The organism is Streptomyces camponoticapitis (assembly GCF_014646115.1).
Classification (GTDB): domain Bacteria; phylum Actinomycetota; class Actinomycetes; order Streptomycetales; family Streptomycetaceae; genus Streptomyces; species Streptomyces camponoticapitis.
This window is the reverse complement of record NZ_BMMV01000002.1, coordinates 1-19382: the sequence shown is the minus strand read 5'-3', so window position 1 is coordinate 19382 and position 19382 is coordinate 1. Positions and strand designations below refer to the sequence as shown.

21 protein-coding genes are annotated in these 19382 nt (G+C 70.5%); 7 read left to right on the top strand and 14 right to left on the bottom strand.

What is annotated here, in order from left to right; translation table 11 throughout:
• Positions 1 to 27: 27 nt before the first annotated feature.
• The 3 genes from IEY79_RS02805 to IEY79_RS02795 all read right to left on the bottom strand — a co-directional run bounded on the left by IEY79_RS02805 (position 28) and on the right by IEY79_RS02795 (position 2742).
• Positions 28 to 354 (bottom strand): SHOCT domain-containing protein, encoded by a 327-nt coding sequence (locus tag IEY79_RS02805; protein ID WP_189105659.1) that lies wholly within the window; start codon positions 352 to 354, stop codon positions 28 to 30.
• A gap of 152 nt (positions 355 to 506) precedes the next feature.
• Positions 507 to 1364, bottom strand: a complete 858-nt coding sequence (locus IEY79_RS02800; protein ID WP_189105658.1) for a YhjD/YihY/BrkB family envelope integrity protein — start codon at positions 1362 to 1364, stop codon at positions 507 to 509.
• 163 nt (positions 1365 to 1527) lie between these two features.
• The gene (locus tag IEY79_RS02795; RefSeq protein WP_189105657.1) at positions 1528 to 2742 is read right to left on the bottom strand and encodes an ROK family protein; all 1215 of its coding nucleotides are present in this window, start codon (positions 2740 to 2742) and stop codon (positions 1528 to 1530) included.
• 76 nt (positions 2743 to 2818) lie between these two features.
• Here IEY79_RS02795 and IEY79_RS02790 point away from each other — a divergent pair, with 76 nt between their 5' ends.
• Both IEY79_RS02790 and IEY79_RS02785 read left to right on the top strand, forming a co-directional pair.
• Positions 2819 to 4207, top strand: coding sequence for an MFS transporter (locus IEY79_RS02790; protein ID WP_189105656.1), 1389 nt, complete (start codon positions 2819 to 2821; stop codon positions 4205 to 4207).
• 73 nt (positions 4208 to 4280) lie between these two features.
• Positions 4281 to 4652: an SCO4225 family membrane protein gene (locus IEY79_RS02785; RefSeq protein WP_189105655.1), complete on the top strand. Its 372-nt coding sequence runs from the start codon at positions 4281 to 4283 to the stop codon at positions 4650 to 4652.
• 22 nt (positions 4653 to 4674) lie between these two features.
• Here IEY79_RS02785 and IEY79_RS02780 read toward each other — a convergent pair whose 3' ends face one another.
• From IEY79_RS02780 to IEY79_RS02770, 3 genes are all read right to left on the bottom strand, one after another.
• Positions 4675 to 5340, bottom strand: coding sequence for a response regulator transcription factor (locus tag IEY79_RS02780; protein ID WP_189105654.1), 666 nt, complete (start codon positions 5338 to 5340; stop codon positions 4675 to 4677).
• Positions 5337 to 6581, bottom strand: coding sequence for a sensor histidine kinase (locus tag IEY79_RS02775; RefSeq protein ID WP_189105653.1), 1245 nt, complete (start codon positions 6579 to 6581; stop codon positions 5337 to 5339). The genes IEY79_RS02780 and IEY79_RS02775 overlap by 4 nt, the downstream gene beginning before the upstream one ends.
• 165 nt (positions 6582 to 6746) lie before the next feature.
• A complete protein-coding gene (locus IEY79_RS02770) occupies positions 6747 to 8111 on the bottom strand; it encodes a geranylgeranyl reductase family protein (RefSeq protein ID WP_373292451.1) in 1365 nt (454 codons plus the stop codon).
• A gap of 148 nt (positions 8112 to 8259) precedes the next feature.
• Between IEY79_RS02770 and IEY79_RS02765 the strand changes: the two genes are divergently transcribed.
• Together IEY79_RS02765 and IEY79_RS02760 are read left to right on the top strand one after the other, a co-directional pair.
• Complete coding sequence (locus IEY79_RS02765; protein ID WP_189105652.1) at positions 8260 to 9624, top strand: dipeptidase; 1365 nt, start codon at positions 8260 to 8262, stop codon at positions 9622 to 9624.
• A 153-nt stretch (positions 9625 to 9777) separates the two neighbouring features.
• Positions 9778 to 10521 (top strand): MBL fold metallo-hydrolase, encoded by a 744-nt coding sequence (locus tag IEY79_RS02760; RefSeq protein ID WP_189105651.1) that lies wholly within the window; start codon positions 9778 to 9780, stop codon positions 10519 to 10521.
• On the opposite strand, the gene IEY79_RS02755 is transcribed toward IEY79_RS02760, so the two are convergent.
• From IEY79_RS02755 to IEY79_RS02745, 3 genes are all read right to left on the bottom strand, one after another.
• Complete coding sequence (locus IEY79_RS02755; protein ID WP_189105650.1) at positions 10462 to 11508, bottom strand: NUDIX hydrolase; 1047 nt, start codon at positions 11506 to 11508, stop codon at positions 10462 to 10464. The two genes, IEY79_RS02760 and IEY79_RS02755, sit on opposite strands and share 60 nt — an antisense overlap.
• 103 nt (positions 11509 to 11611) lie before the next feature.
• Positions 11612 to 11995 carry a hypothetical protein gene (locus IEY79_RS02750; protein WP_189105649.1) on the bottom strand — a complete coding sequence of 128 codons (384 nt, stop codon included), beginning with the start codon at positions 11993 to 11995 and terminating at the stop codon, positions 11612 to 11614.
• Between the two features lie 547 nt (positions 11996 to 12542).
• Positions 12543 to 12743 carry a hypothetical protein gene (locus IEY79_RS02745; protein WP_189105648.1) on the bottom strand — a complete coding sequence of 67 codons (201 nt, stop codon included), beginning with the start codon at positions 12741 to 12743 and terminating at the stop codon, positions 12543 to 12545.
• Positions 12744 to 12856: 113 nt separating this feature from the next.
• Here IEY79_RS02745 and IEY79_RS02740 point away from each other — a divergent pair, with 113 nt between their 5' ends.
• Positions 12857 to 13366, top strand: a complete 510-nt coding sequence (locus IEY79_RS02740; RefSeq protein WP_189105647.1) for an SUKH-4 family immunity protein — start codon at positions 12857 to 12859, stop codon at positions 13364 to 13366.
• A 6-nt stretch (positions 13367 to 13372) separates the two neighbouring features.
• Here IEY79_RS02740 and IEY79_RS38595 read toward each other — a convergent pair.
• From IEY79_RS38595 to IEY79_RS02710, 5 genes are all read right to left on the bottom strand, one after another.
• Positions 13373 to 14436, bottom strand: a protein-coding gene (locus IEY79_RS38595; RefSeq protein ID WP_444544898.1) for an IS630 family transposase whose coding sequence is annotated in 2 segments (ribosomal slippage) — positions 13373 to 13989 and positions 13989 to 14436 — 1065 coding nt in all. Because the reading frame shifts where the segments join, the coding sequence is not laid out codon by codon here.
• Positions 14437 to 14673: 237 nt separating this feature from the next.
• A complete protein-coding gene (locus IEY79_RS02725; RefSeq protein WP_189105644.1) occupies positions 14674 to 15072 on the bottom strand; it encodes a DUF2255 family protein in 399 nt (132 codons plus the stop codon).
• 121 nt (positions 15073 to 15193) lie between these two features.
• Positions 15194 to 15949, bottom strand: a complete 756-nt coding sequence (locus tag IEY79_RS02720; protein ID WP_189105643.1) for an SDR family NAD(P)-dependent oxidoreductase — start codon at positions 15947 to 15949, stop codon at positions 15194 to 15196.
• A gap of 121 nt (positions 15950 to 16070) precedes the next feature.
• Positions 16071 to 16802, bottom strand: coding sequence for an SDR family NAD(P)-dependent oxidoreductase (locus IEY79_RS02715; protein WP_189105642.1), 732 nt, complete (start codon positions 16800 to 16802; stop codon positions 16071 to 16073).
• Positions 16803 to 16907: 105 nt separating this feature from the next.
• A complete protein-coding gene (locus IEY79_RS02710) occupies positions 16908 to 17744 on the bottom strand; it encodes an SDR family oxidoreductase (protein ID WP_189105641.1) in 837 nt (278 codons plus the stop codon).
• A 94-nt stretch (positions 17745 to 17838) separates the two neighbouring features.
• Here IEY79_RS02710 and IEY79_RS02705 point away from each other — a divergent pair, with 94 nt between their 5' ends.
• Positions 17839 to 18423 carry a TetR/AcrR family transcriptional regulator gene (locus IEY79_RS02705; protein ID WP_189105640.1) on the top strand — a complete coding sequence of 195 codons (585 nt, stop codon included), beginning with the start codon at positions 17839 to 17841 and terminating at the stop codon, positions 18421 to 18423.
• On the top strand, positions 18420 to 19250 hold the full coding sequence (locus tag IEY79_RS02700) for an SDR family oxidoreductase (RefSeq protein WP_189105639.1): 831 nt from the start codon (positions 18420 to 18422) through the stop codon (positions 19248 to 19250). Before IEY79_RS02705 ends, IEY79_RS02700 begins: the two co-directional genes overlap by 4 nt.
• Positions 19251 to 19382 lie beyond the last annotated feature (132 nt).

Genomic DNA, 19382 nt, shown 5'->3' with positions numbered 1-19382 from the left:
CGGTGGCGGTGGCCGCGGTGGTTGCGCTCACGCCGCACCGCCCTTGCCCGTACGGCCGAACTGCTCGTCCAGGACGGAGAGCCGGCGCCAGTACTCGTCCTCGTCGATCTCACCGGAGGCGAACCGCCGCCCCAGCATCGCGATCGGCGACTGCGCGTCGGTCGTGTCCCGCAGGTCCCGGGCGTCCCGTACGTCACGGCCGAAACTGCCGGACCGCCACGGGGGTCCGCCCCGGCGTCCGCGCCAGACGGTGCGGCGCAGGAGGGTGATGCCACCGGCGATCACGGCTGCCCAGACGAGCGGGAACAACAGGATCCAGGGGCCGGGTCCGCCACTGTGCGCAAGGGTGTTCATCCTGACCATCTCCTCGGTTCGCGACTCGCGACTTTCTCTGTCGCTTCCGAGGTTCGCGCCGGGAGGGGGTCCGAGTCGTCGTACGGCCAGCGGCAGTACGGGTACCCCCCGGGGAGTACGCGGGCCCGGCAGGGCTGCTCCCCGGGGCGGGTTCAGCTCTCGTCGGAGTCCTTCAGACGGCGGAACACCCGGCCGTCGTGGGCGAGGCGGCCGACCAGCGCACCTCCGTAGACGACGACTCCGACGCCGACGAGCCAGGACTGGACGACCAGGACGGTCCCGAACGGGCCGTAGGTGACGGCGCTGGAGGCGATCAGCGGCGAGAAGACGAGCTGCGAGAAACCGCGCAGGCCGAGCAGGCCGATGGTGGTGGCCGCGGCGCCGGGCAACAGGGCGCTCCAGCGGACGCGCCCGCCGAGCAGCAGGCGCTGGGCGATCCAGAAGAAGAGGAACGTGCCGATGACGTCCAGCACGACGACCACCAGGGGTCCGACGACGGGGCCGTCGGGACTGGGGGTGTTGGTGAAGCCGAGCACCGCGAGGACCAGCAGGGCGAGGAAGACGACATGGCGCCACATGGTGTGCCAGCGCGCGGTGGGCAGGTCCCAGACCTTCTCGTAGCCGGTCTGGAGGGCGGAGCCGAAGGTCAGTCCGAAGACGGCGAGCGCGGCGAGACCGAAGGCGGTGGTGCGCTGGAGCGCGGTGTCGGGTACCCCGAACAGTTTCTCCACCTGCGTCTGGGACTCGCGGGTGACGCCGATGGCCTGACCGAGCCAGCGCGCGAAGCCCTGGCCGCTGTCGGGTTCGGCCGCCGCGACGAGGACCAGCACCGGGACGAGGGTGAGGAATCCGAGCGCCGCGAAACCCATGGACCGGTGCATCAGCTCCATATCGCGCCCGCGGGTCCAGCCGAGCCCGAGCGGTGAGGCGCGCAGCCACCGGTCGAGGCGCTGGAACCAGCGCGGCGGGGGTGGCGGAGGGGGTTCCGCACCGGACGGCTTCTCGGTCATGGGTGGTGACCTACCCGCGATGGGGTGGTGAACCGTCCGGGGTGCGGCCGGACGGGTGGTGGGCGGCACGGGGGCCCGGACCCGCGCGAGGGCGGGACCGGTCGGGCACCGCCCGGCTCCGGTCGGAACCAGGTCCGAACCCGTCCGAACCGGCGGGGCCCGGTCAGGTCAGTGCGGCCAGAGGGTCGTCCAGGACCGGCTGCCAGGCCAGTTCGGCCGCGCCGACCAGGCTGTTGTGGTCGAGCGTGCAGGCGAGGATCGGCACGCTTCCGCTGCGGCCCCACAGGCTGCGGTCGGCGACGACGGCGCGCAGCCTGGCCGGGTCGGCGTCGAGCAGTTCGCGGTGCAGACCGCCGAGGATGACGCGGTCCGGGTTGAGGATGTTCACCAGTCCGGCGAGCCCCAGGCCCAGCCGGTCGATCAGTTCCTCGGCCGCCGCACGTACGGACCGGTCGGCGTACTCCGTACGGAGCAGGTCCCGCGACTGTTCGAGCAGCGACCCCTCGGGCCCGGGGTCCCGGCCGGCCGCGTCGAGGAACGCCAGCGGGTCGGTCTCGACGTCCAGACAGCCCCGGCTGCCGCAATGGCAGGGCCTGCCCTCGGGGTTGACGGTCAGATGGCCGACTTCCAGCGCCAGTCCCGAACTTCCCGTGTGCAGCCGGCCGTCCACGACGAGCGCGCCGCCGACGCCTCGATGCCCCGTCGCGACGCAGAGGAGTTGGGTGGAGCCCCGGCCCGCGCCGTGCCGGTGTTCGGCGAGGGCGGCCAGGTTGACGTCGTTGCCGGTGAAGGCGGGACCCTCGATACCGGCGGCGCGTACCTGCTCGACGAAGAGGTCGCGTACGGGGGCGCCCGCCGGCCAGGCGAGGTGCAGCGGATTGAGCGCGGTGCCTTCCGGTTCGGCGACCGCCGAGGGGACGGCGAGACCGGCTCCCACACAGCGCCGGCCGCTCTCGCGCAGCAGGGCGGCGCCCTCGGCGACGACCTCGCCGAGCACCTGGGCGGGGTCGGAGGAGACGGTGACGCAGCCGGGCGCGGTGGCGACCGTACGGCCCCCGAGGGCGACGAGGGCGGCGCGGAAGCCGTCGGCGTGGACCTGGGCGGCGAGGACCACGGGGCCCGTGTCGTCCACGGCGAGACGGTGCGAGGGGCGGCCCTGCGAGCCGGCGGCGGCGCCGGGGCGGGAGTCGACCCGGATCAGACCGAGCGCTTCGAGTTCGGCGGCGACGGCGCCGGCCGTCGCGCGGGTGACACCCAGCTCCGATGTGAGCACGGCCCGGGTGGGCGCGCGGCCTGTGTGGACCAGTTCCAGTGCGGGGCCCAGGGCGCTGCGGCCTCTCTCCAGTCGTGTTCTGGTCGTCGTTGCCTTGCCGTTCATATGGGTGAGTCTCCCATGATCCCGTCCGTGAACCGCCGCCTTGTAAGGATCGGCCCCGGGCCCCTATCCTTCTTTTGTGCCGATACTAAACAAACTCCGGACGGCCCTGGCGGGTGGTCGCGGCGGAGACCCCGCCACCGACGCCCCGCTCGCCGGCCTCACGCGTCTGCGTACCACTCTGACCGTGTTCTTCGCCCTGGACGGTTTCCTCTTCGCCGGCTGGGTCGTCCGTATCCCGGCCATCAAGGAGCAGACCGGCGCGTCGGCGAGCGACCTCGGTCTGGCCCTCCTCGGGGTCTCCGCCGGTGCCGTGGTCACGATGATGTTCACGGGGCGGATGTGCCGACGGTTCGGCAGCCACCCGGTGACGGTGGTCAGCTCGCTGCTGCTGGCGATGAGCATCGCGCTGCCCGCGCGGACGCACTCGGCGCTGACGCTGGGCCTGGTCCTGCTCGTTTTCGGTGCCGCGTACGGCTCGCTCAACGTCTCGATGAACAGCGCGGCGGTCGATCTCGTGGCCGCGATGCGCCGTCCAGTGATGTCCAGCTTCCACGCGGCGTTCAGTCTGGGCGGTATGGCGGGCGCGGGGCTCGGGGGTCTGGTGGCCGGCGGTCTCTCGGCGTCGGCGCACCTCCTCGCCCTCACGGGCGTCGGCCTGCTCGTCACCGTGCTCGCCGGTCCCTCGCTGCTGCGCCACGCGGCGCCCACGGCACCAGGTGCCGCCGCGGCCGCCGACCCGAAGGACCGGCCGAAGGAAAAGGCGGCCCCCCGGCAGCTCGACCGGCGCACGCGCGGACTGGTCGTCCTCTTCGGGGTGATCGCGCTGTGCACCGCGTACGGAGAAGGCGCTCTCGCCGACTGGGGTGCCCTGCACCTCGCCCAGGACCTGGGCGCCGGCGCCGGGCTCGCGGCCGCCGGGTACTCGCTCTTCGCCCTCGCCATGACGGTGGGACGGCTGTCCGGTACGGCCCTGCTCGAACGCCTCGGCCAGACCCGCACTCTGGTCACCGGCGGTGTGCTCGCCGCGCTCGGCATGCTCCTCGGCGCCCTCGCCCCGACGACCTGGCTCGCCCTGCTCGGTTTCGCGGTCACCGGACTCGGCCTCGCCAACATCTTCCCGGTGGCCGTCGCCAGGGCCGGTGCGCTCGCGGGCCCGAGCGGCGTCGCCGCCGCGTCCACACTGGGGTACGGCGGCATGCTGCTGGGACCGCCCGCGATCGGCTTCCTCGCCGATTGGTTCTCCCTGCCCGTCGCCCTCACCACCGTCGCCCTGCTGGCCGCCGCCGCGGCACTCATCGCGTACTCGGCGCGCGACGTCTCGGCGCACGAGCCGAAGGAAGCCGCCCAGCCGACGGATGTCCACACGGATGTCCACAACGATGTCCCCGCGGATGTCTGCGCCGGTCAGGTCCGGGCACGCGTCTCCACGGACGTACCGGACCGCTCGGCGCACCAGGAGGGATGAGTAGCCGTACTCAGGCACATCGGTTCGGTCCGTCCCACGATGGAGGCATCCAACCGACACAGGAGAACGCACCATGAAGTCAGGACGCCTGAACGCACTGGCCCGGCTCGCCCAGGGCCCCGCCCGGCTGATCTACGGCAACCGGGCCTCGCAGATCTATCTCGCCGTGGTCGCCGCGACAGCGGTCTTCGTCGCCGTCGACACGCTGTTCGTGCACCACGACGACGCGTCGTTCGCGGGGGTGTGGCTGTTCTTCCTCGCCGCGCCGACCGTTTTCCTCTTCTTCGCCGGCGGATCGCTGATCGGCGACTCGTTCGCCTCGTCGTCCGCTTTCGGCTACGTGGCGCTCATCGCCTCCATAGTCATCCAGGCGGCTGCCATCGGGGCGTTCGTCCGCGCGCTGAGCGACAAGACCGGCCACGCGCGCACTCCCCGCGAAGCCTGAACGGGGCAGCCGCCAGCGGCCGTCAGCCGAGCCAGCCGGGCCGTACCAGCCCCGACTCGTAGGCCCTGACGACCAGTTGGGCCCGGTCTCGGGCGCCGAGCTTCACCATCGTCCGGCTCACATGCGTCTTGGCGGTGAGCGGGCTGACGACCAGTCTGCGGGCGATCTCCTCGTTCGAGAGCCCGATCCCGACGAGAGCCATCACCTCCCGCTCCCGCTCGGTGAGTTCACCGAGACCGTCCATGGACGTCGGCACCTTGGAGCGTGAGGCGAACTCCGCGATCAGGCGCCGGGTCACACCGGGCGACAGCAGCGCGTCGCCGTCCACCACCGCCCTTACGGCGCGCAGCAGTTCCTCCGGTTCGGTGTCCTTGACGAGAAAGCCCGAGGCGCCGGAGCGGAGCGCCTCGAAGACGTACTCGTCGAGTTCGAAGGTGGTGAGCATGACCACCTTCACCTCGTCGAGTCCGCCGTCCCCGGTGATCCGGCGAGTGGCGTCGAGCCCGTCCATCACCGGCATCCGGATGTCCATCAGGACGACGTCCGGGGCGAGTTCGCGTACTTTGCGCAGCGCCTCCTCGCCGTCGGCCGCCTCGCCCGCGACCTCGATGTCCGGCTGGGCGTCGAGCAGCGCGCGGAAGCCTGCCCGTACCAGTGACTGGTCGTCGGCGAGCAGGACACGGATCACGGTGTCTCCTTCGGCTTCAGTGGAAGGGAGGCCCGCACACGGAACCCGCCGTCGGGGCGGGGGCCCGCCTCGATGGTGCCACCGAGGGCGGTCGCACGCTCCCGCATTCCGACCAGCCCGTTGCCGCTGCCGCCGGCCTCGTCACCGGTGGCGGGGCCCGTGTCGTCGATACGGAGGGTGAGCAGACCGCCGCCGTAGCCGACCCGGACATGCGCGGTACGGGAGCCCGAGTGGCGCACCACGTTGGTGAGGGCTTCCTGGATGATGCGGAAGGCCGCCAGATCGGCGCCCGGCGAGAGCGCGACAGGGTCACCCTCGGTTTCGAGTCCGACACTCAGCCCGGCGCCGGCCGCCTGCTCGACCAGTTCGGGGAGCCGGTCGAGTCCGGGCGCGGGCGTACGGGGGGCGTCGCCGGAGGTCCGGAGCGTGTCGAGGACCTGCCGTACCTCGCCCAGCGCTTCCTTGCTCGCGGCCTTGATCGTGGTGAGGGCGGTGCGGGCCTGCTCGGGGTCGGAGTCGAGGAGGGCGAGTCCCACGCCCGCCTGGACGTTGATGACCGAGATGGAGTGGGCGAGCACGTCGTGGAGTTCGCGCGCGATCCGCAGCCGCTCCTCGTCGGCGCGGCGCGCCTCGGCGGCGGCGCGCTCCTGCCGGTCGTGGATCCACTGCTCGCGGCGCACCCTGACGAGTTCGGAGCCGACGAGCACGGCCGTGACCCAGGCGGCGACACCCACTTCGGGTCCCCAGGGCGCGCCGGCGTCGCCGCTCGGTGGCAGGTACGGATAGAGCAGGTGGCCGGCGAGCAGATGGCTCGCCCAGAGGAGACCGATCGCCCACCAGGCCGCCCGTCGGTGCCCGGAGACGATCGCCGCGAAGCAGGCGACCGCGACGGTGACGAAGATCGGGCCGTAGGCGTAGCCGGCGCCGAGATAGAGCATCGCCGAGACGGCGACGCCGAAGACGCAGAGGACCGGATACCGGTAGCGCACCAGGAGCAGGGCGGGCCCGACGAGCAGCAGGGCGCGGGCGAACGCGTCGAGGGGCTCCCGGTCCGCCTGGACCTGCGAAGCGAAACCCGAGCCGACCGAGACGAAGACGGCGATCAGGACGCTGCTGAACCAGGGCAGCCGCCCCAGCTTCCGCCCGCCGGCCGGGCCGTCTCCCGCCCCGTCGGCGCCCGGCACGTATCGGCCCCTGGCCCAGGGGGGACCGAATCCGATGCGCCTGATCTGCTCTTCCATACCCGTCACGCTAAACAGGCCACCGGGCCCGGGGCGTCCGCCGGGCGTGGCGATCTCGCGTACTCCCCGTGGAGTACGGCGCGGCGACGTGGGCCGCCTCCGCCGCCCGGCCGGGGGCCCCGCGCCCACCCGCAACTGCCCGGGCCCGGGCCCGGGCCCCCAGGGCTACGGCGTGACCGCGTCGTCCTTCGGGTCCTTGTCGCGGTCCTCGTCTTCCCGCGTCCGCTCCTGCTCGCCGCTCTTCTCCGGGCCCTGTGCCGTACCCGCCTTCGGCCGGTCCAGCAGGTCCAGCGCGCGCCGGGCCAGCGGATGGGTCCGTACGAGACCACCCAGCGAGGTCGCCCCGCGCGTGATGTCGGCGAACGCCTTCCACGCGGGCCGGAATCCCGTGATCGCCGCGTGCAGCACCCCCGGCCTGCGTTCGAAGACGGACAGCATCCGGCGGCCAACGCTCATCTCGACACCGAGACCCGCCTTGATCGCGAAGGCGTAGTTCAGCGCCTGACGACGGGCGTCCACCGCGTCGTGCGCCTCGGAGATCCGTACCGCCCACTCCCCCGCGAGCCGCCCCGAGCGCAGCGCGAAGGAGATTCCTTCCCTGGTCCACGGCTCCAGCAGACCCGCCGCGTCACCGCAGACCAGCACCCGGCCGCGGGAGAGCGGCGAGTCGTCGCTGCGGCAGCGCGTCAGATGGCCCGACGAGATCGCGGGCTCGAAGCCGGCGAGCCCCTGCTTGGCGACGAAGTCCTCCAGATAGCGCTTCGTCGCCGCGCCGTCGCCACGCGCCGAGATGACACCCACGGTGAGCGTGTCGCCCTTGGGGAAGACCCAGCCGTAACTTCCCGGCAGCGGGCCCCAGTCGATGAGGACCCGCCCCGCCCAGTCCTCGGCGACCGTCGGCGGCACCGGGATCTCCAGCTCCAGACCGAGGTCCACCTGGTCCAGCTTGACCCCGACATGAGCGCCTATCCGGCCCGCGCTGCCGTCGGCGCCGACCACCGCCCGCGCCAGGACCGTCTCGCCGTCGGACAGGACCACGGCGACCGTACGGCGGTCGGGCACGGCCGGGCCGTGCTGCTGGACGCGGGAGACCGAGGCGCCGGTACGGAGCACGGCGCCCGCCTTCTGCGCGTGCTCGACCAGACTCGCGTCGAACTCGGGCCTGTTGATCAGCCCGAACAGCATGCGGCGGGAGCGCCGGGTGCGGGCCAGCCTGCCGTTCATCGAGAACGTGACCGCGTGCACCCGGTCGCGCAGCGGCAGTTCGAAGCCGGGTGGCAGCGAATCGCGCGAGGGGCCGATGATGCCGCCTCCGCAGGTCTTGTAGCGGGGCAACTCCGCCTTCTCCAGGAGCAGCACCTGACGGCCCGCGACAGCCGCCGCGTAGGCCGCGGACGCTCCCGCCGGGCCCGCGCCGACCACGACGACGTCCCACACCGTCCGGTCGTGCTCACCCGCCGGACCCGCCTCGGGACCGGTCCCGGGCGCGCTTCCAGATTCACTTCCGGCGTCTGCGTTCTCGCTGCTCACGATGTGCTTCTGCTCCTGATCCGACCGGTGGCCCTTGCTGTCGCACGGCATCCTACGGCGCCTGCGGGCCCGGTCCGTTGTGGCAGGATCGGCCCTGTCTTCGACACCCACACAAACACACAACGTCGTACCCGCCGGGAGCGTGCCCATGTCCGTCACTCCGATCGCCGAAACAGTCGCCTCGCTGATGCCGCGCGCACGGGCGGAACTGGCGGAGCTGGTGGCCTTCCGGTCGGTGGCGGATCCCGCGCAGTTCCCACGGAGCGAGTGCGAGGCCGCCGCCGCGTGGGTCGCGGACGCCCTGCGGGCCGAGGGTTTCCAGGACGTCGCGGCGCTGGACACCCCGGACGGTTCCCAGTCCGTCTACGGCTTGCTGCCCGGCCCCGAGGGGGCCCCGACCGTGCTGCTGTACGCCCACTACGACGTGCAGCCGCCGCTCGACGAAAACGCCTGGGCCACTCCGCCGTTCGAGCTGACCGACCGGGACGGCCGCTGGTACGGACGCGGGGCCGCCGACTGCAAGGGCGGCTTCGTGATGCATCTGCTCGCGCTGCGCGCGCTCAAGGCGGCCGGCGGCGTGCCCGTGAGCGTCAAGGTCGTGGTGGAGGGCTCGGAGGAGCAGGGCACCGGAGGTCTGGAGCGGTACGCCGAGGAGCACCCGGAGCTGTTGGCCGCGGACACGATCGTCATCGGTGACACCGGCAACTTCCGGGTCGGGCTGCCGACGGTCACGGCGACGCTGCGCGGGATGACCATGCTGCGCGTCCAGATCGACACCCTCGAAGGCAACCTGCACTCGGGCCAGTTCGGCGGCGCGGCGCCGGACGCGCTCGCCGCGCTCATCCATGTGCTGGCCTCGCTGCGGGCGGACGACGGCTCGACCACCGTGGACGGTCTGTCCGCCGACGCCGACTGGGACGGACTGGACTATCCCGAGGCCGACTTCGTCAAGGACGCCAAGGTGCTCGAAGGTGTCGGGCTGATCGGCCGGGGCACCGTCGCCGACCGGGTCTGGGCCCGGCCCGCCGTCACCGTGATCGGCATCGACTGCCCGCCGGTGGTCGGCGCGACCCCGTCGCTGCAGGCCACCGCCCGCGCCCAGATCAGCCTGCGGGTGCCGCCGGGCCAGGACGCCGCCCACGCGACGAAGCTGCTCACCGCGCATCTGCACGCGCACACCCCGTGGGGTGCCCGGGTCTCGGTCGAGCAGGTCGGGCAGGGCCAGCCGTTCCGCGCGGACACCGCCAGCCCCGCGTACGCCTCGATGGCCGAGGCGATGCGCGTCGCCTATCCGGGCGAGGAGATGCAGACCGCGGGCATGGGCGGCTCCATTCCGCTCTGCAACACGCTGGCCTCGCTGTACCCGGCGGCGGAGATCCTGTTGATCGGGCTGAGCGAGCCGGAGGCGCAGATCCACGCGGTCAACGAGAGTGTGTCCCCGCAGGAGTTGGAGCGGCTCTCCGTGGCCGAGGCGCACTTCCTGGTCAACTACGCGCGCTCCAAGCGGGGCTGAGCCCGTACCGAGCCGTCACCCGTCGGGCCGCGGAGGCGAACCGGCCCGACGGGAGAGTCCGGCAGAAGGTTCACCCGGGCATTCTGCGGAAAGCGGAAATCGCCGTCTGCGAAGTGGCGCGCGCGGCCGTTCCGCACTGCATACATTCGACACATGGATCTCGTTGCGATCAGTCCACGGCTGCATATGCTCCGTTTCCCCATCGGTCAGGCGTACTTGTGGCAGGACGAGAACGAGCTGACTCTCATCGACTCCGGTCATGCCTACGCGGCACCGGAGATCGAGTACGGCATTCGCGAGCTCGGTCTCACCCCCGCGAATCTGCGCCGTATCGTCCTCACCCACTGCCATCGCGACCATGTGGGCTCGGCGCAGGAGCTGGCCGGGCGGTACGGCGCCGAGATAATGGCGCACCGGCTCGACGCGCCGATCATCCGGGGCGAGTGGCCGGTGCCCGACCCGCTGCTCCTCGACTGGGAGATCCCGCTGTACGAGCACGGGCTGACGGTGCCGCCCGCGCCGCCCACCCGGGTCGACCGTGAGCTGGAGGACGGCGACGAGCTGCCCTTCGGCGACGGCGCCCAGGTGGTGCATGTCCCGGGGCACACATACGGGTCCATCGCCGTCCATCTGCCGTACCACGGCGTGCTGTTCACGGGTGATGCCGTGGCCGCCGCCGAACGCCGGGTGATGCTCGGCGTGTTCAACGTCAACCGCGAGAGCGCCAAGCGGTCCATGATCCGGCTCGCGGCGCTCGCGCCGTCGACGGTCTGTTTCGGCCATGGCGATCCGCTCGTCACGGACGGCACCACGGACGCCGCCGCCGTGCTGCACGTGTCAGCCGACCGGGACACCGGCCTCCAGATTGAGCACGGTCCGCCGCTCCCGGGCCCTTAGGGCCCACCGCAGCCGTTCGTAGCGGGCGGGCGGCAGCATCGAGGCCGCCTCGTCCTCGGTGACGAAACGCCAGCCTCGCAGCTCGGAGCCGGGCAGCAGCAGCCGCCCGGCGTCCTGGTCCGGCAGCCGGCCGCCGTCGAAGATCAGCCGCAGACCGCCGAAGCCGGGCGGTCTGGGCGGTTCCCAGTCGACCACCAGCAGTCTGGGCACATGGTCGAGTTCTATCCCGATCTCCTCGGTGACCTCGCGCATCCCGGCACGCGCGGGCGCCTCGCCGCGCTCGACCACACCGCCGGGGAACTCCCAGCCCGGCTTGTAGGTGGGGTCGACGAGCAGCACCCGGTCCCGTTCGTCGAAGAGGAGCACCCCGGCCGCGACGGTCTCCGCCGTCGGCTCGGGTGTCTGCACGATCTCGCAGAGCCCCGCCGAGCCCGCGTGCACGGACTCGGCGACGATCGCCGCGCTCTGCGCCGGCGTGAGCCCCCCGGTGTCGATGACCAGGGCATCTGCCGTGAGCCAGCCGAGCGCGGCGTCGTAGGGCTCGATGTGTTCGTACGCCCACTGCCGGGCGCGCTCGGTGCCGGCCGGGTCCTTCTCGGCCGCCCCCTCCCGGGTACGGTCCGCTATCCGACCGCGCAAAATCGTTTCGTCCAAGGTCAGGAGCACATGCCGGACGGGAATGCGGCGGGCCGCCAGCCCGCCGAATATCTCGTCCCGGTACTCCTGCCGCAGCAGGGTCATCGGGACGACGAGCACTCCCCCGACGTCGGCGAGCAGCGCGGCGGCGGTGTCCACGACCAGGCGCCGCCAGATGGGCAGGTCCTGAAAGTCGCTCACTTCGGCGAGTCTCTTCTGCGGCAGCAGCTCCCGCAGCCCGGAACCGATCAGTCCGGGGTCGTACAGGGTGCTGTTAGGGATCATGTCGATCAGCTCGCGCGCCGTACTGGTCTTGCCCGCTCCGAACGCACCGTTGATCCAGACGATCATTCATACTCCAGCGCAGGAAGGCCGCTGACCAGCGGCGCAGCGGCATTCACAAGATCATCTGGAAGCGCCATGGGAGACGAGGGCGTCCACAGACCGGCACCCACTACCTCCTTCTCCCAGACAGGAGGTACTCCACGATCCGCTCTTCCATTACGACCGTCACTTCGCTATATGTTCCCTCCACCCCGGGCAGTTCATGCCCCATCCTCACCTCTATGGCAACTCGCGGGATGTCTCCCGCCTCGTCCAGCTTGGCCTTCGCCCAGTGCCGCAGCCGGTAGATGTCCTCCCCTGCCATCTCGGGAACCGCCGGCATCTCGGGCCTTGCCCACCGGGCGTACCGCGGGCCGGAGTTGCACTCCTTCGCGCCGTCCCGGAGGGGGTTCCAGTAGTCGCGGTCGAAATTGGTTCCCAGTAGGGGCCTGCGCATCACCGAGAGGAACGCCCGGGGCTTCGCGTGAGAGGCCAGCTGCGGCCCCAGTCTCACGGAGGATGGGCGGGATCACCAGTGTTCTCCATGAGTCGTACTTGGGTGCCGCGAGCACTGGCTTCCTGTCCGCCACGTAAGTCTGGTACCGAATCCGCATCGCGTGCAGTGCCTCGTACCGCTTCTCCGCTTCTTCACGGACAACGGAGTCAGGCTCGGAAGCGGGCCAGTACGGGGAGCAGTAGCCCCTCTGGAGGCCGTACATTTCCCCGGGTGGGCGCGCGCCGGAGAAGGCGATCGTCCAGATGTACGTCCAGCCGGTGTAGCCCCATACGGTGTGCGCGTTCGTGGCGATCTGATGTACGGCTTGGATAGGGAGCCGCTTCCTGACCCGCCGGGTCTGCCTCTTCTTGTAGAGACCGCGTCGGCGCTGCTCGACGATTGGGCTTTCGTCGCGGAGCTTGTACTTCACCACGGCGTCGTCCATCAGCATCTTGAACAGGCCGAGGATGTTCTTGGAGTAGTTCTCCGAGTACTTTCCTTTCACATAATCACGGAAGGCGTCGTAGTCGACAGGCGTGATGTCTTCCACGGTCCATTGCGCCCACTAGGGCTTGATTACCGATTTGAGCCGGGACTTGTTCGTGCGGTTCGAGTTGATCCGTAGGTTTCCCTCACCGAACCACTTGTCGATGTAGTCGATCATTCCGAGCGGGGCATCAGGCCGGCGCCGGTTCCGCCTGTTACGGACGTCGGATTCGCGGTCGAGGCCGTAGTTGTTCGCCTCGTTCTCATCCTGGAACGGCACGCCGTCCTCGGGCCCGCTACTGAACTTGAATCCGTGATGTCGGGGTCTGGTGCGCGGTGGTGGGACCGGCTCGCGGCTTCCCCATGACGCGGAAGTATGAGGATGATGTCCGCGTGATTCGAGACCTGCCGCCGTTGCCGTTGCCCCAGTACTCTGTGCTCCGTATCGGCTGCTCACCGATGGTGCCCGCTGAGATCGCCGCCGATCTGCGACAGAACGGTGTACCGGCGGGGCTGATCGGCTATGAGTACCAACCGTTGGCCGAGGCGGCAGTCCTCGGCGGGATGGACAAGAGCGGGTTGGTCGTCTTCGGGACCAGCGGCCTGTTTGGACACATCGCCATCGAAGTGGCTTCGCGCCGCATCGTGCACATCCCTATGGCCGAGTCTTCGACCACCAATCACGTGAACAGGGACCTCGAAGCTTTCCACCGGTGCGTCGCGGCCACCATCGCCCGCTTCCCGTTCTACGAAGAAGCCGAGGAGGACAGATTCGACGAGGCGGCGGGCGACCTCCGCGAGCTTCTGGCCACCCTCGATGACACCGCGCTCGCACACAACGGGCTATGGGAGACCTTGTGTGACGACGTCGCGATGGGTAACTACGCGAACTGGGAGGACTGAAGCACGTCAGCCCTCCAGCATCAGACCCGTGGCCGTCAGGCAGCCGTCGACCAGCTCCGGTCGGCACTGGATCCTTTTGAGGCGACGCTTCACGACTCGGGTGATCTGGCTGAGGTCCACGGCGGCGAGGTTGCCGATGTCGCGTTTGACCAGCGACCAGACGCACTCCTGCGGGTTCAGGTCCGGGGCGTAGGCCGGTAGCTGGAAGACGGTGAGCCAGGCGGTGTTGGCCGCGAAGAACTCCCGTAGCGGCGCGACCAGGTGCATGCGCAGGTTGTCCCACACCAGGACGATCGGGCCGCCGAGCTGGATGTGGGCACGGACGATCAAGCCGCGGTAGTCCTTCCAGCCGAAACCCTTCGGTTCGTCCTTACGGCCCCGGTACTCGCGGACCGCGTAGATCAGACGAGACCGCTCACCGGGCTTGTAGCAGGTCATTCCCGCCATCGAGACCCGACCCGAACCGCGTCCGCGCACGCGGACGACCGGGGTGACGCCCAGGCGGCCCCAGGTCCTGGCACGCGGCGGCGTCATCGACTGGCCGGCCTCGTCCTCGAAGACCACCCAGGCGTTGTTCACCGCCGCGGTGCTCTTACCCGCGGCCAGACCTCCCGCCTCCACAGCTCCACCGCGTCGTCGTCGCGCTCGATCGCCCGCCGGGCGGGCTGCTGCCACGACCATCCGTGCCGCCGAAGCAGCCGCCACGTGCCCTCCACCGTGTACGAGATGTGGAACAGGCGGCCGATCATCGTCTTCACCCGGGCCAGCGTCCACCGCTGATCGGCCCACCCGTGGGCCAGCGGACCGCACTCCAACTCCCGCTCCAGCCGCGCTATCTGGATGTCTGACAGCCGGGGCCGGCCAGGCGATCCCTTCGACGCCACCCCGGCCAGGCCCTCCTCGCGCCACTGGCGCCGCCAGCGCTCCACCGACCGCTCCGAGACCCGCAACGCGGCAGCGATCTCCCGGTTCTTCTCGCCAGCCTCGAAGCCGGTCACGGCCTGGAGCCGGACCTGCTCTCGCCCGGCCCTCTCGGCTTCGGTCAAGCCACCACCCTGCGGATATCTCACCCCACCAGGACTACCGAAGCTCCCCGAACACTGTCCGGCAAACAGCCCGACACCACCCGATCAAGTTCAGTAGCGAGCCGAGCGCCGTCAAGGCGGCTTCCTGGGACGACTCGGCCGCACGGGCTGAAAGGTGATCAAGCTCCTTGATTCCCATGAGACGGTGAAGCGCCGAGCTTCCCACGGACGGCCGGGCTCAGGCGGGGCGAGTACCGCGGCCGGCGCCCCGGGCAATGCAGGTTATCTGGCTGGGCCGGGGTCGGGTGAGAGCAGGCGCAGGGTGGTGGTGCGGGCGGGTTCGGTGGTCATGGAGCGGGTGGGGCCGGGCCACAGGGTCTGGTACTTGTCGATGTACGCCTGGTCGACCGCGGTGTCCCGTGCCGCGTCCGCGGTCGCCGCGAGACGAACGGGGAATCTTCGGGTGCCGTCGACGAAGTCCGCACGGCCGGCCTGGAGGGCTCGGCGGTACCACTTGGCCTGCGTGCCGTGGCCGCTGCGGATGTACGGCACGCCGTCCACGGTCACGGCCCAGATCGGAGTGATGATCTCGCCTCCGCGCGGGAGCGTTGTGGCGATCATCGCGGTCTCCACGTGCTCCAAGTAGGCAGTGGTCTCCTGGAATTCTTCCGTCGCGGTCATCGGGATGCTCCTTGCCGGTCGGCGGCGGCGCGGCTGCGGGGTGCGGCTGCGCCGCCGTCGGCCTGATCGGGTGGTGGGGCTGCCGGGTGGTGCGGGCGCGAGCGCCGGGTGAAGCGCCGGGTTACTGGGGCAGCCCGCCGGTGATGAGGAGGGTGGTGCCGCTGACCCAGGCGGCGAGGTCGCCTGCGAGGTATTCGGCGGCGTCGGCGACATCCTTGGGGGTGCCGATGCGGTCGGCGATGCGGCCCGCGGCCTGGAGACCGCGGAACGGCGAGTCGGTGGGGATGGAGTCGATGAAGACTCCGGCCTCGTCGATCGGTCCCGGCTCGATGGTGTTGACGGTGATGCCGCGTTCGGCCACCTCGCGGGCCAGGACTTCGGCGAAATAGCGGCCGGGGGCCTTGGTCGCGGTGTACAGGCCCGCGCCGGAGACCGGGTGGGCGATGGCCGTGGAGGCGATATAGATGATCCGTCCGTTGTCGGCGGTGTTCTTCGCGGCTCGTTGCAGGGTCAGCAGGGCGCCGCGCGCGTTGACGTTGACCATGTTGTCGATCTGCTCGTCGCTGAGGTCGGCGATCGGGGTCCCGAGGAGTTCCAGGCCGGCGTTGGCCACGACGGTGTCGATCGACCCGAAGCGCTGCGTGGCCTGGGCGAAGAGACGGTCGACGTCTGCGGCTTTAGAGATGTCGGCCTGGACGGCGATGGCCTGGACGCCGTGCTCGCGGACTTCCTTGAGCGCCTGCTCGCCGTTGGCGGCGTTGGACGAGTAGTTGATCACGATGTTCGCGCCGAGCTGCGCGTAGCGCAGCGCGATGGCCTTGCCGATGCCCCGGGCGGAACCGGTGATCACGGCGGTCTTGCCGGTGAGGTCAGTCATGGTCTTTCTCCTGTCGGAAGTAGGTGATCGGCACGTTGTGTAGCGGTCGGCGGTAAGAAAAGTGATGGGCGGCCGACCGGTTGGCTCCGCGGCCGGCCGCCAGGCGTGGGAGCTGAGCTGATTACTGTGCCGGCGGAGCGGGGAAGCGGTACTCGGTCTGGGTGCGGTCGGTGAACAGCCGCCAGTAGGTCTCGGCGAGGTCGGCGGGGTCGATGACGTGCATGCCGGTGGTGCCGCCGGTGATCTCGGCGAGCTGCTCGGGGGACATGGCGTTGTAGGACTCGCTGTCCTTGATGAGCGCGGACAGGGTCACGACCCCGGCGTAGACGCCCCTGTCGGCGACTTCGCCGTGCAGGGAGTAGACGAAGTTGCGGATGCCGGCCATGGCCGGGCCGATGCCGCTGATGAAGGGCTGCGGGTCGGCGGCGGTGAAGCCGCCGGTCACGATGAACCCGCCGGTGCCGCGCGCGGTCATCTCCGGCAGCACGGCGTGCGCGATGGCGACGGGGCTGAGCAGGAACAGGTTCACCCAGTGGGCGAGGCGTTCGGCGTCGAGTTCGGCGGCGGGCACGAACGCGGTCCCGCCGGGCAGCGGCTGGTAGGAGACGACGTCGATGCGGCCGTAGCGGTCCTTGATCTGCTGCACGGCCTCGGTGGCGCCTGCCGGGTCGGACAGGTCGGCCGGGAAGGCGGTGGCGTCGATGCCGTCGGCGGCCAGCTCGGTCGCCATGGCCTGCAGCCGGTCGGCGCTGCGGGCCACCAGCGCGATGGTGAAGCCTTCTTTGCCGAAGCGGCGGGCCAGGGCGGTGCCCAGGCCGGAGCCGGCACCGAAGATGGCGAGAACCTTGGACATGATGATCTTCCTCAAGCGGTTGAGGACAGGCGTGATCGCCTGGAGGCGGTGTGATGGTGTCGGCGGCGCCGTGCTGGCGGCGCTCGTGCCGGACTGGTTGTGGGCTCAGAAGTCGATGGAGGCGGCGGTCTGCTTGCCGGCGTCCAGCTCGGCGATACGGCCGCTGAGGGCGGCGCGCATGGCGTTGTAGGCGTCGCTGCCCAGCGCCAGGCGTCGGGGCGCGGGGGCGGCGTCGGCCGAGGCGATGATCGCGGCGGCGACCTTGGCCGGATCGCCGGGCGCCTCGGCGGTGACGTTGTCGACGCTCGCGAGGTAGGCGCGGATCTGCCCGGCCGGGCCGTCGGCGTACTCGGGCATGCCCGGTGCGACGTCGAGGTTGGCGCCGAAGGTGGTGCGGATGATCCCGGGTTCCACCATCGTGATTCCGACACCGAAGGGCTCCACCTCGGGGATCACGGACTCGAAGAAGCCCTCCACTCCCCACTTCGAGGCGTGGTACATGCTCGCGCCGGGGGTGGTGATGTGCGCGCCCATGGTCGACATCTGGATGAAGCGCCCGCCACCCTGCGCGCGGAAGTGCGGGAGCACGGCGCGCAGCAGGTGGATGGGCGCCGTCATGTTCAGCGCGATCTGCTCGTCGATCGAGGCGACGGTCATCTCCTCCGCGGCTCCGACGGAGCCGCGACCCGCGTTGGAGTAGACGACGTCGATCCGGCCGAGGTCGGCGAAGGCGCGCTCGACGGTGTCGTTGAGCGCCTTGGTGTCGGTGACGTCCAGCGCGGCCGTCCACAGCCGGTCACCGAAGCGGTCCGCGAGGTCAGACAGGACCTCCGGGCGGCGGGCGGTCGCCGCGACACGGTCGCCCCGCTCCAGCAGCTGCTTGGTGACGACACGCCCGATTCCGGCCGACGCACCCGTGACGAACCAGGTCTTCGAAGCCATGACCACTCCCTCATCCAACCATTTGGTTTATTTGCTTGATCCCACGCTACGACCACCCTTCCCACAAGTCAAACGGTTGGTTTAATCTGGGTTCATGGCTTACGACTCCGCTGCAACCAAGGCCCGGCTCCTGGACGCGGCCTACGACGAGTTCGTCCGGGTCGGCCTCGCCGGTGCCCGAGTCGACCGCATCGCCAAGGCCGCCTCGGCGAACAAACAGGGGATCTATGCCTACTTCGGGTCCAAGGAAGCACTGTTCGACGCGGTCATGGCCGACCGCCTGCGCGTCCTCGCCGACGTCGCACCGATCACTGCCGACGACCTGCCCGGCTACGCAGGCGCCCTGTTCGACGCGCTGGTCGCCGACCCCGGCCTGCAGCGCCTGAGCCAGTGGCGTTCGCTGGAGTTTCCCGAAGCCTCGGAAGCCGAGATCGAGTCCCACATCGCCAAGGCCACCGAGATCGCCGCCAGCTACGGCGTCCACCTCAACCTGGCCACCGATCTGATGATGATCGCCCTCGGCGCGGTGATGGCCTGGAACACCACCGCCGCTCGCATCCGCAACCCCCTCGGTGAACCCGAAGCCCAGCGCGCCGCCGCGCACCGCACCGCGGTCGTCACCGCGGTGACCGCACTGACCGACGCACTCACCGCCCCCTCGAAGAAGGTGACCTCGTGAGCACCCGCGCCTGGTTCATCACCGGCGTCACCAGCGGCCTCGGCCGCGAGATGACAGCACAGCTCCTCCAGCGGGGCGACCGCGTCGCAGGAACCGGCCGCAACACCGGCGCCCTGCACGAGATCGCCGCCACTTACGGCGACGCCTTCTGGCCGGCGGAGCTCGACGTGACCGACACCGACGCGGTCCGCACGACCTTCGACCGCGCCGCAGCCAAGCTGGGCCACCTCGACGTCGTGGTCAACAACGCCGGCTACGGCATGTTCGGCGCGGCAGAGGAATTCACCGACGCCCAGATCGCCCACCACCTGGCGACCAACCTCACCGGCTCCATCACCGTGGCCAGGGCCGCGCTGCCCCACCTGCGGGCCGACCGAGGCGGACGCATCGTGCAGATCTCCACCTATGGCGGCCAAGCCGCCGGCCCCGGCGGCTCTCTCTACAGCGCCGGCAAGTTCGGCATCGAAGGATTCATGGAAGCCCTCGCCGCTGAAGTCGCCCCGTTTGGCATCGGCGTCACCATCATCGAGCCGGGCGGCACCGCCACCGGCTTCCGCCGCAACGCCGTCCTCGCCACCCCAATGACCGCCTACGACGACACCCCCGCCGCCATGGTGCGCGGACTGTCCGCCGGCACCCGCCCCTCACCCGGCGACCCCGTCAAGGTCGCAGCTGCCATCATCGCCGCCGCCGAGACCGAACCGGCTCCGCTCCGTGTCGTGCTCGGCAGCGACGCCTACCAGTACACCTACCAAGCCCTCACCGCACGCCTCGCCGGCATCGCCGACCAGCGCGATTCAGCGGCAGCCGTCGACATCACCGGCTGACCACCCACGACAGCAACGCGAGCTGGCCCACACTCGCAGCCAATGTCGGCGTACAAGTGAACGTGGCTCTGGCAAGATTTTCGTAGGCGGAGATCATCTCGGTGACACGGTCAGCCGGGCCGCGTAGCGGGC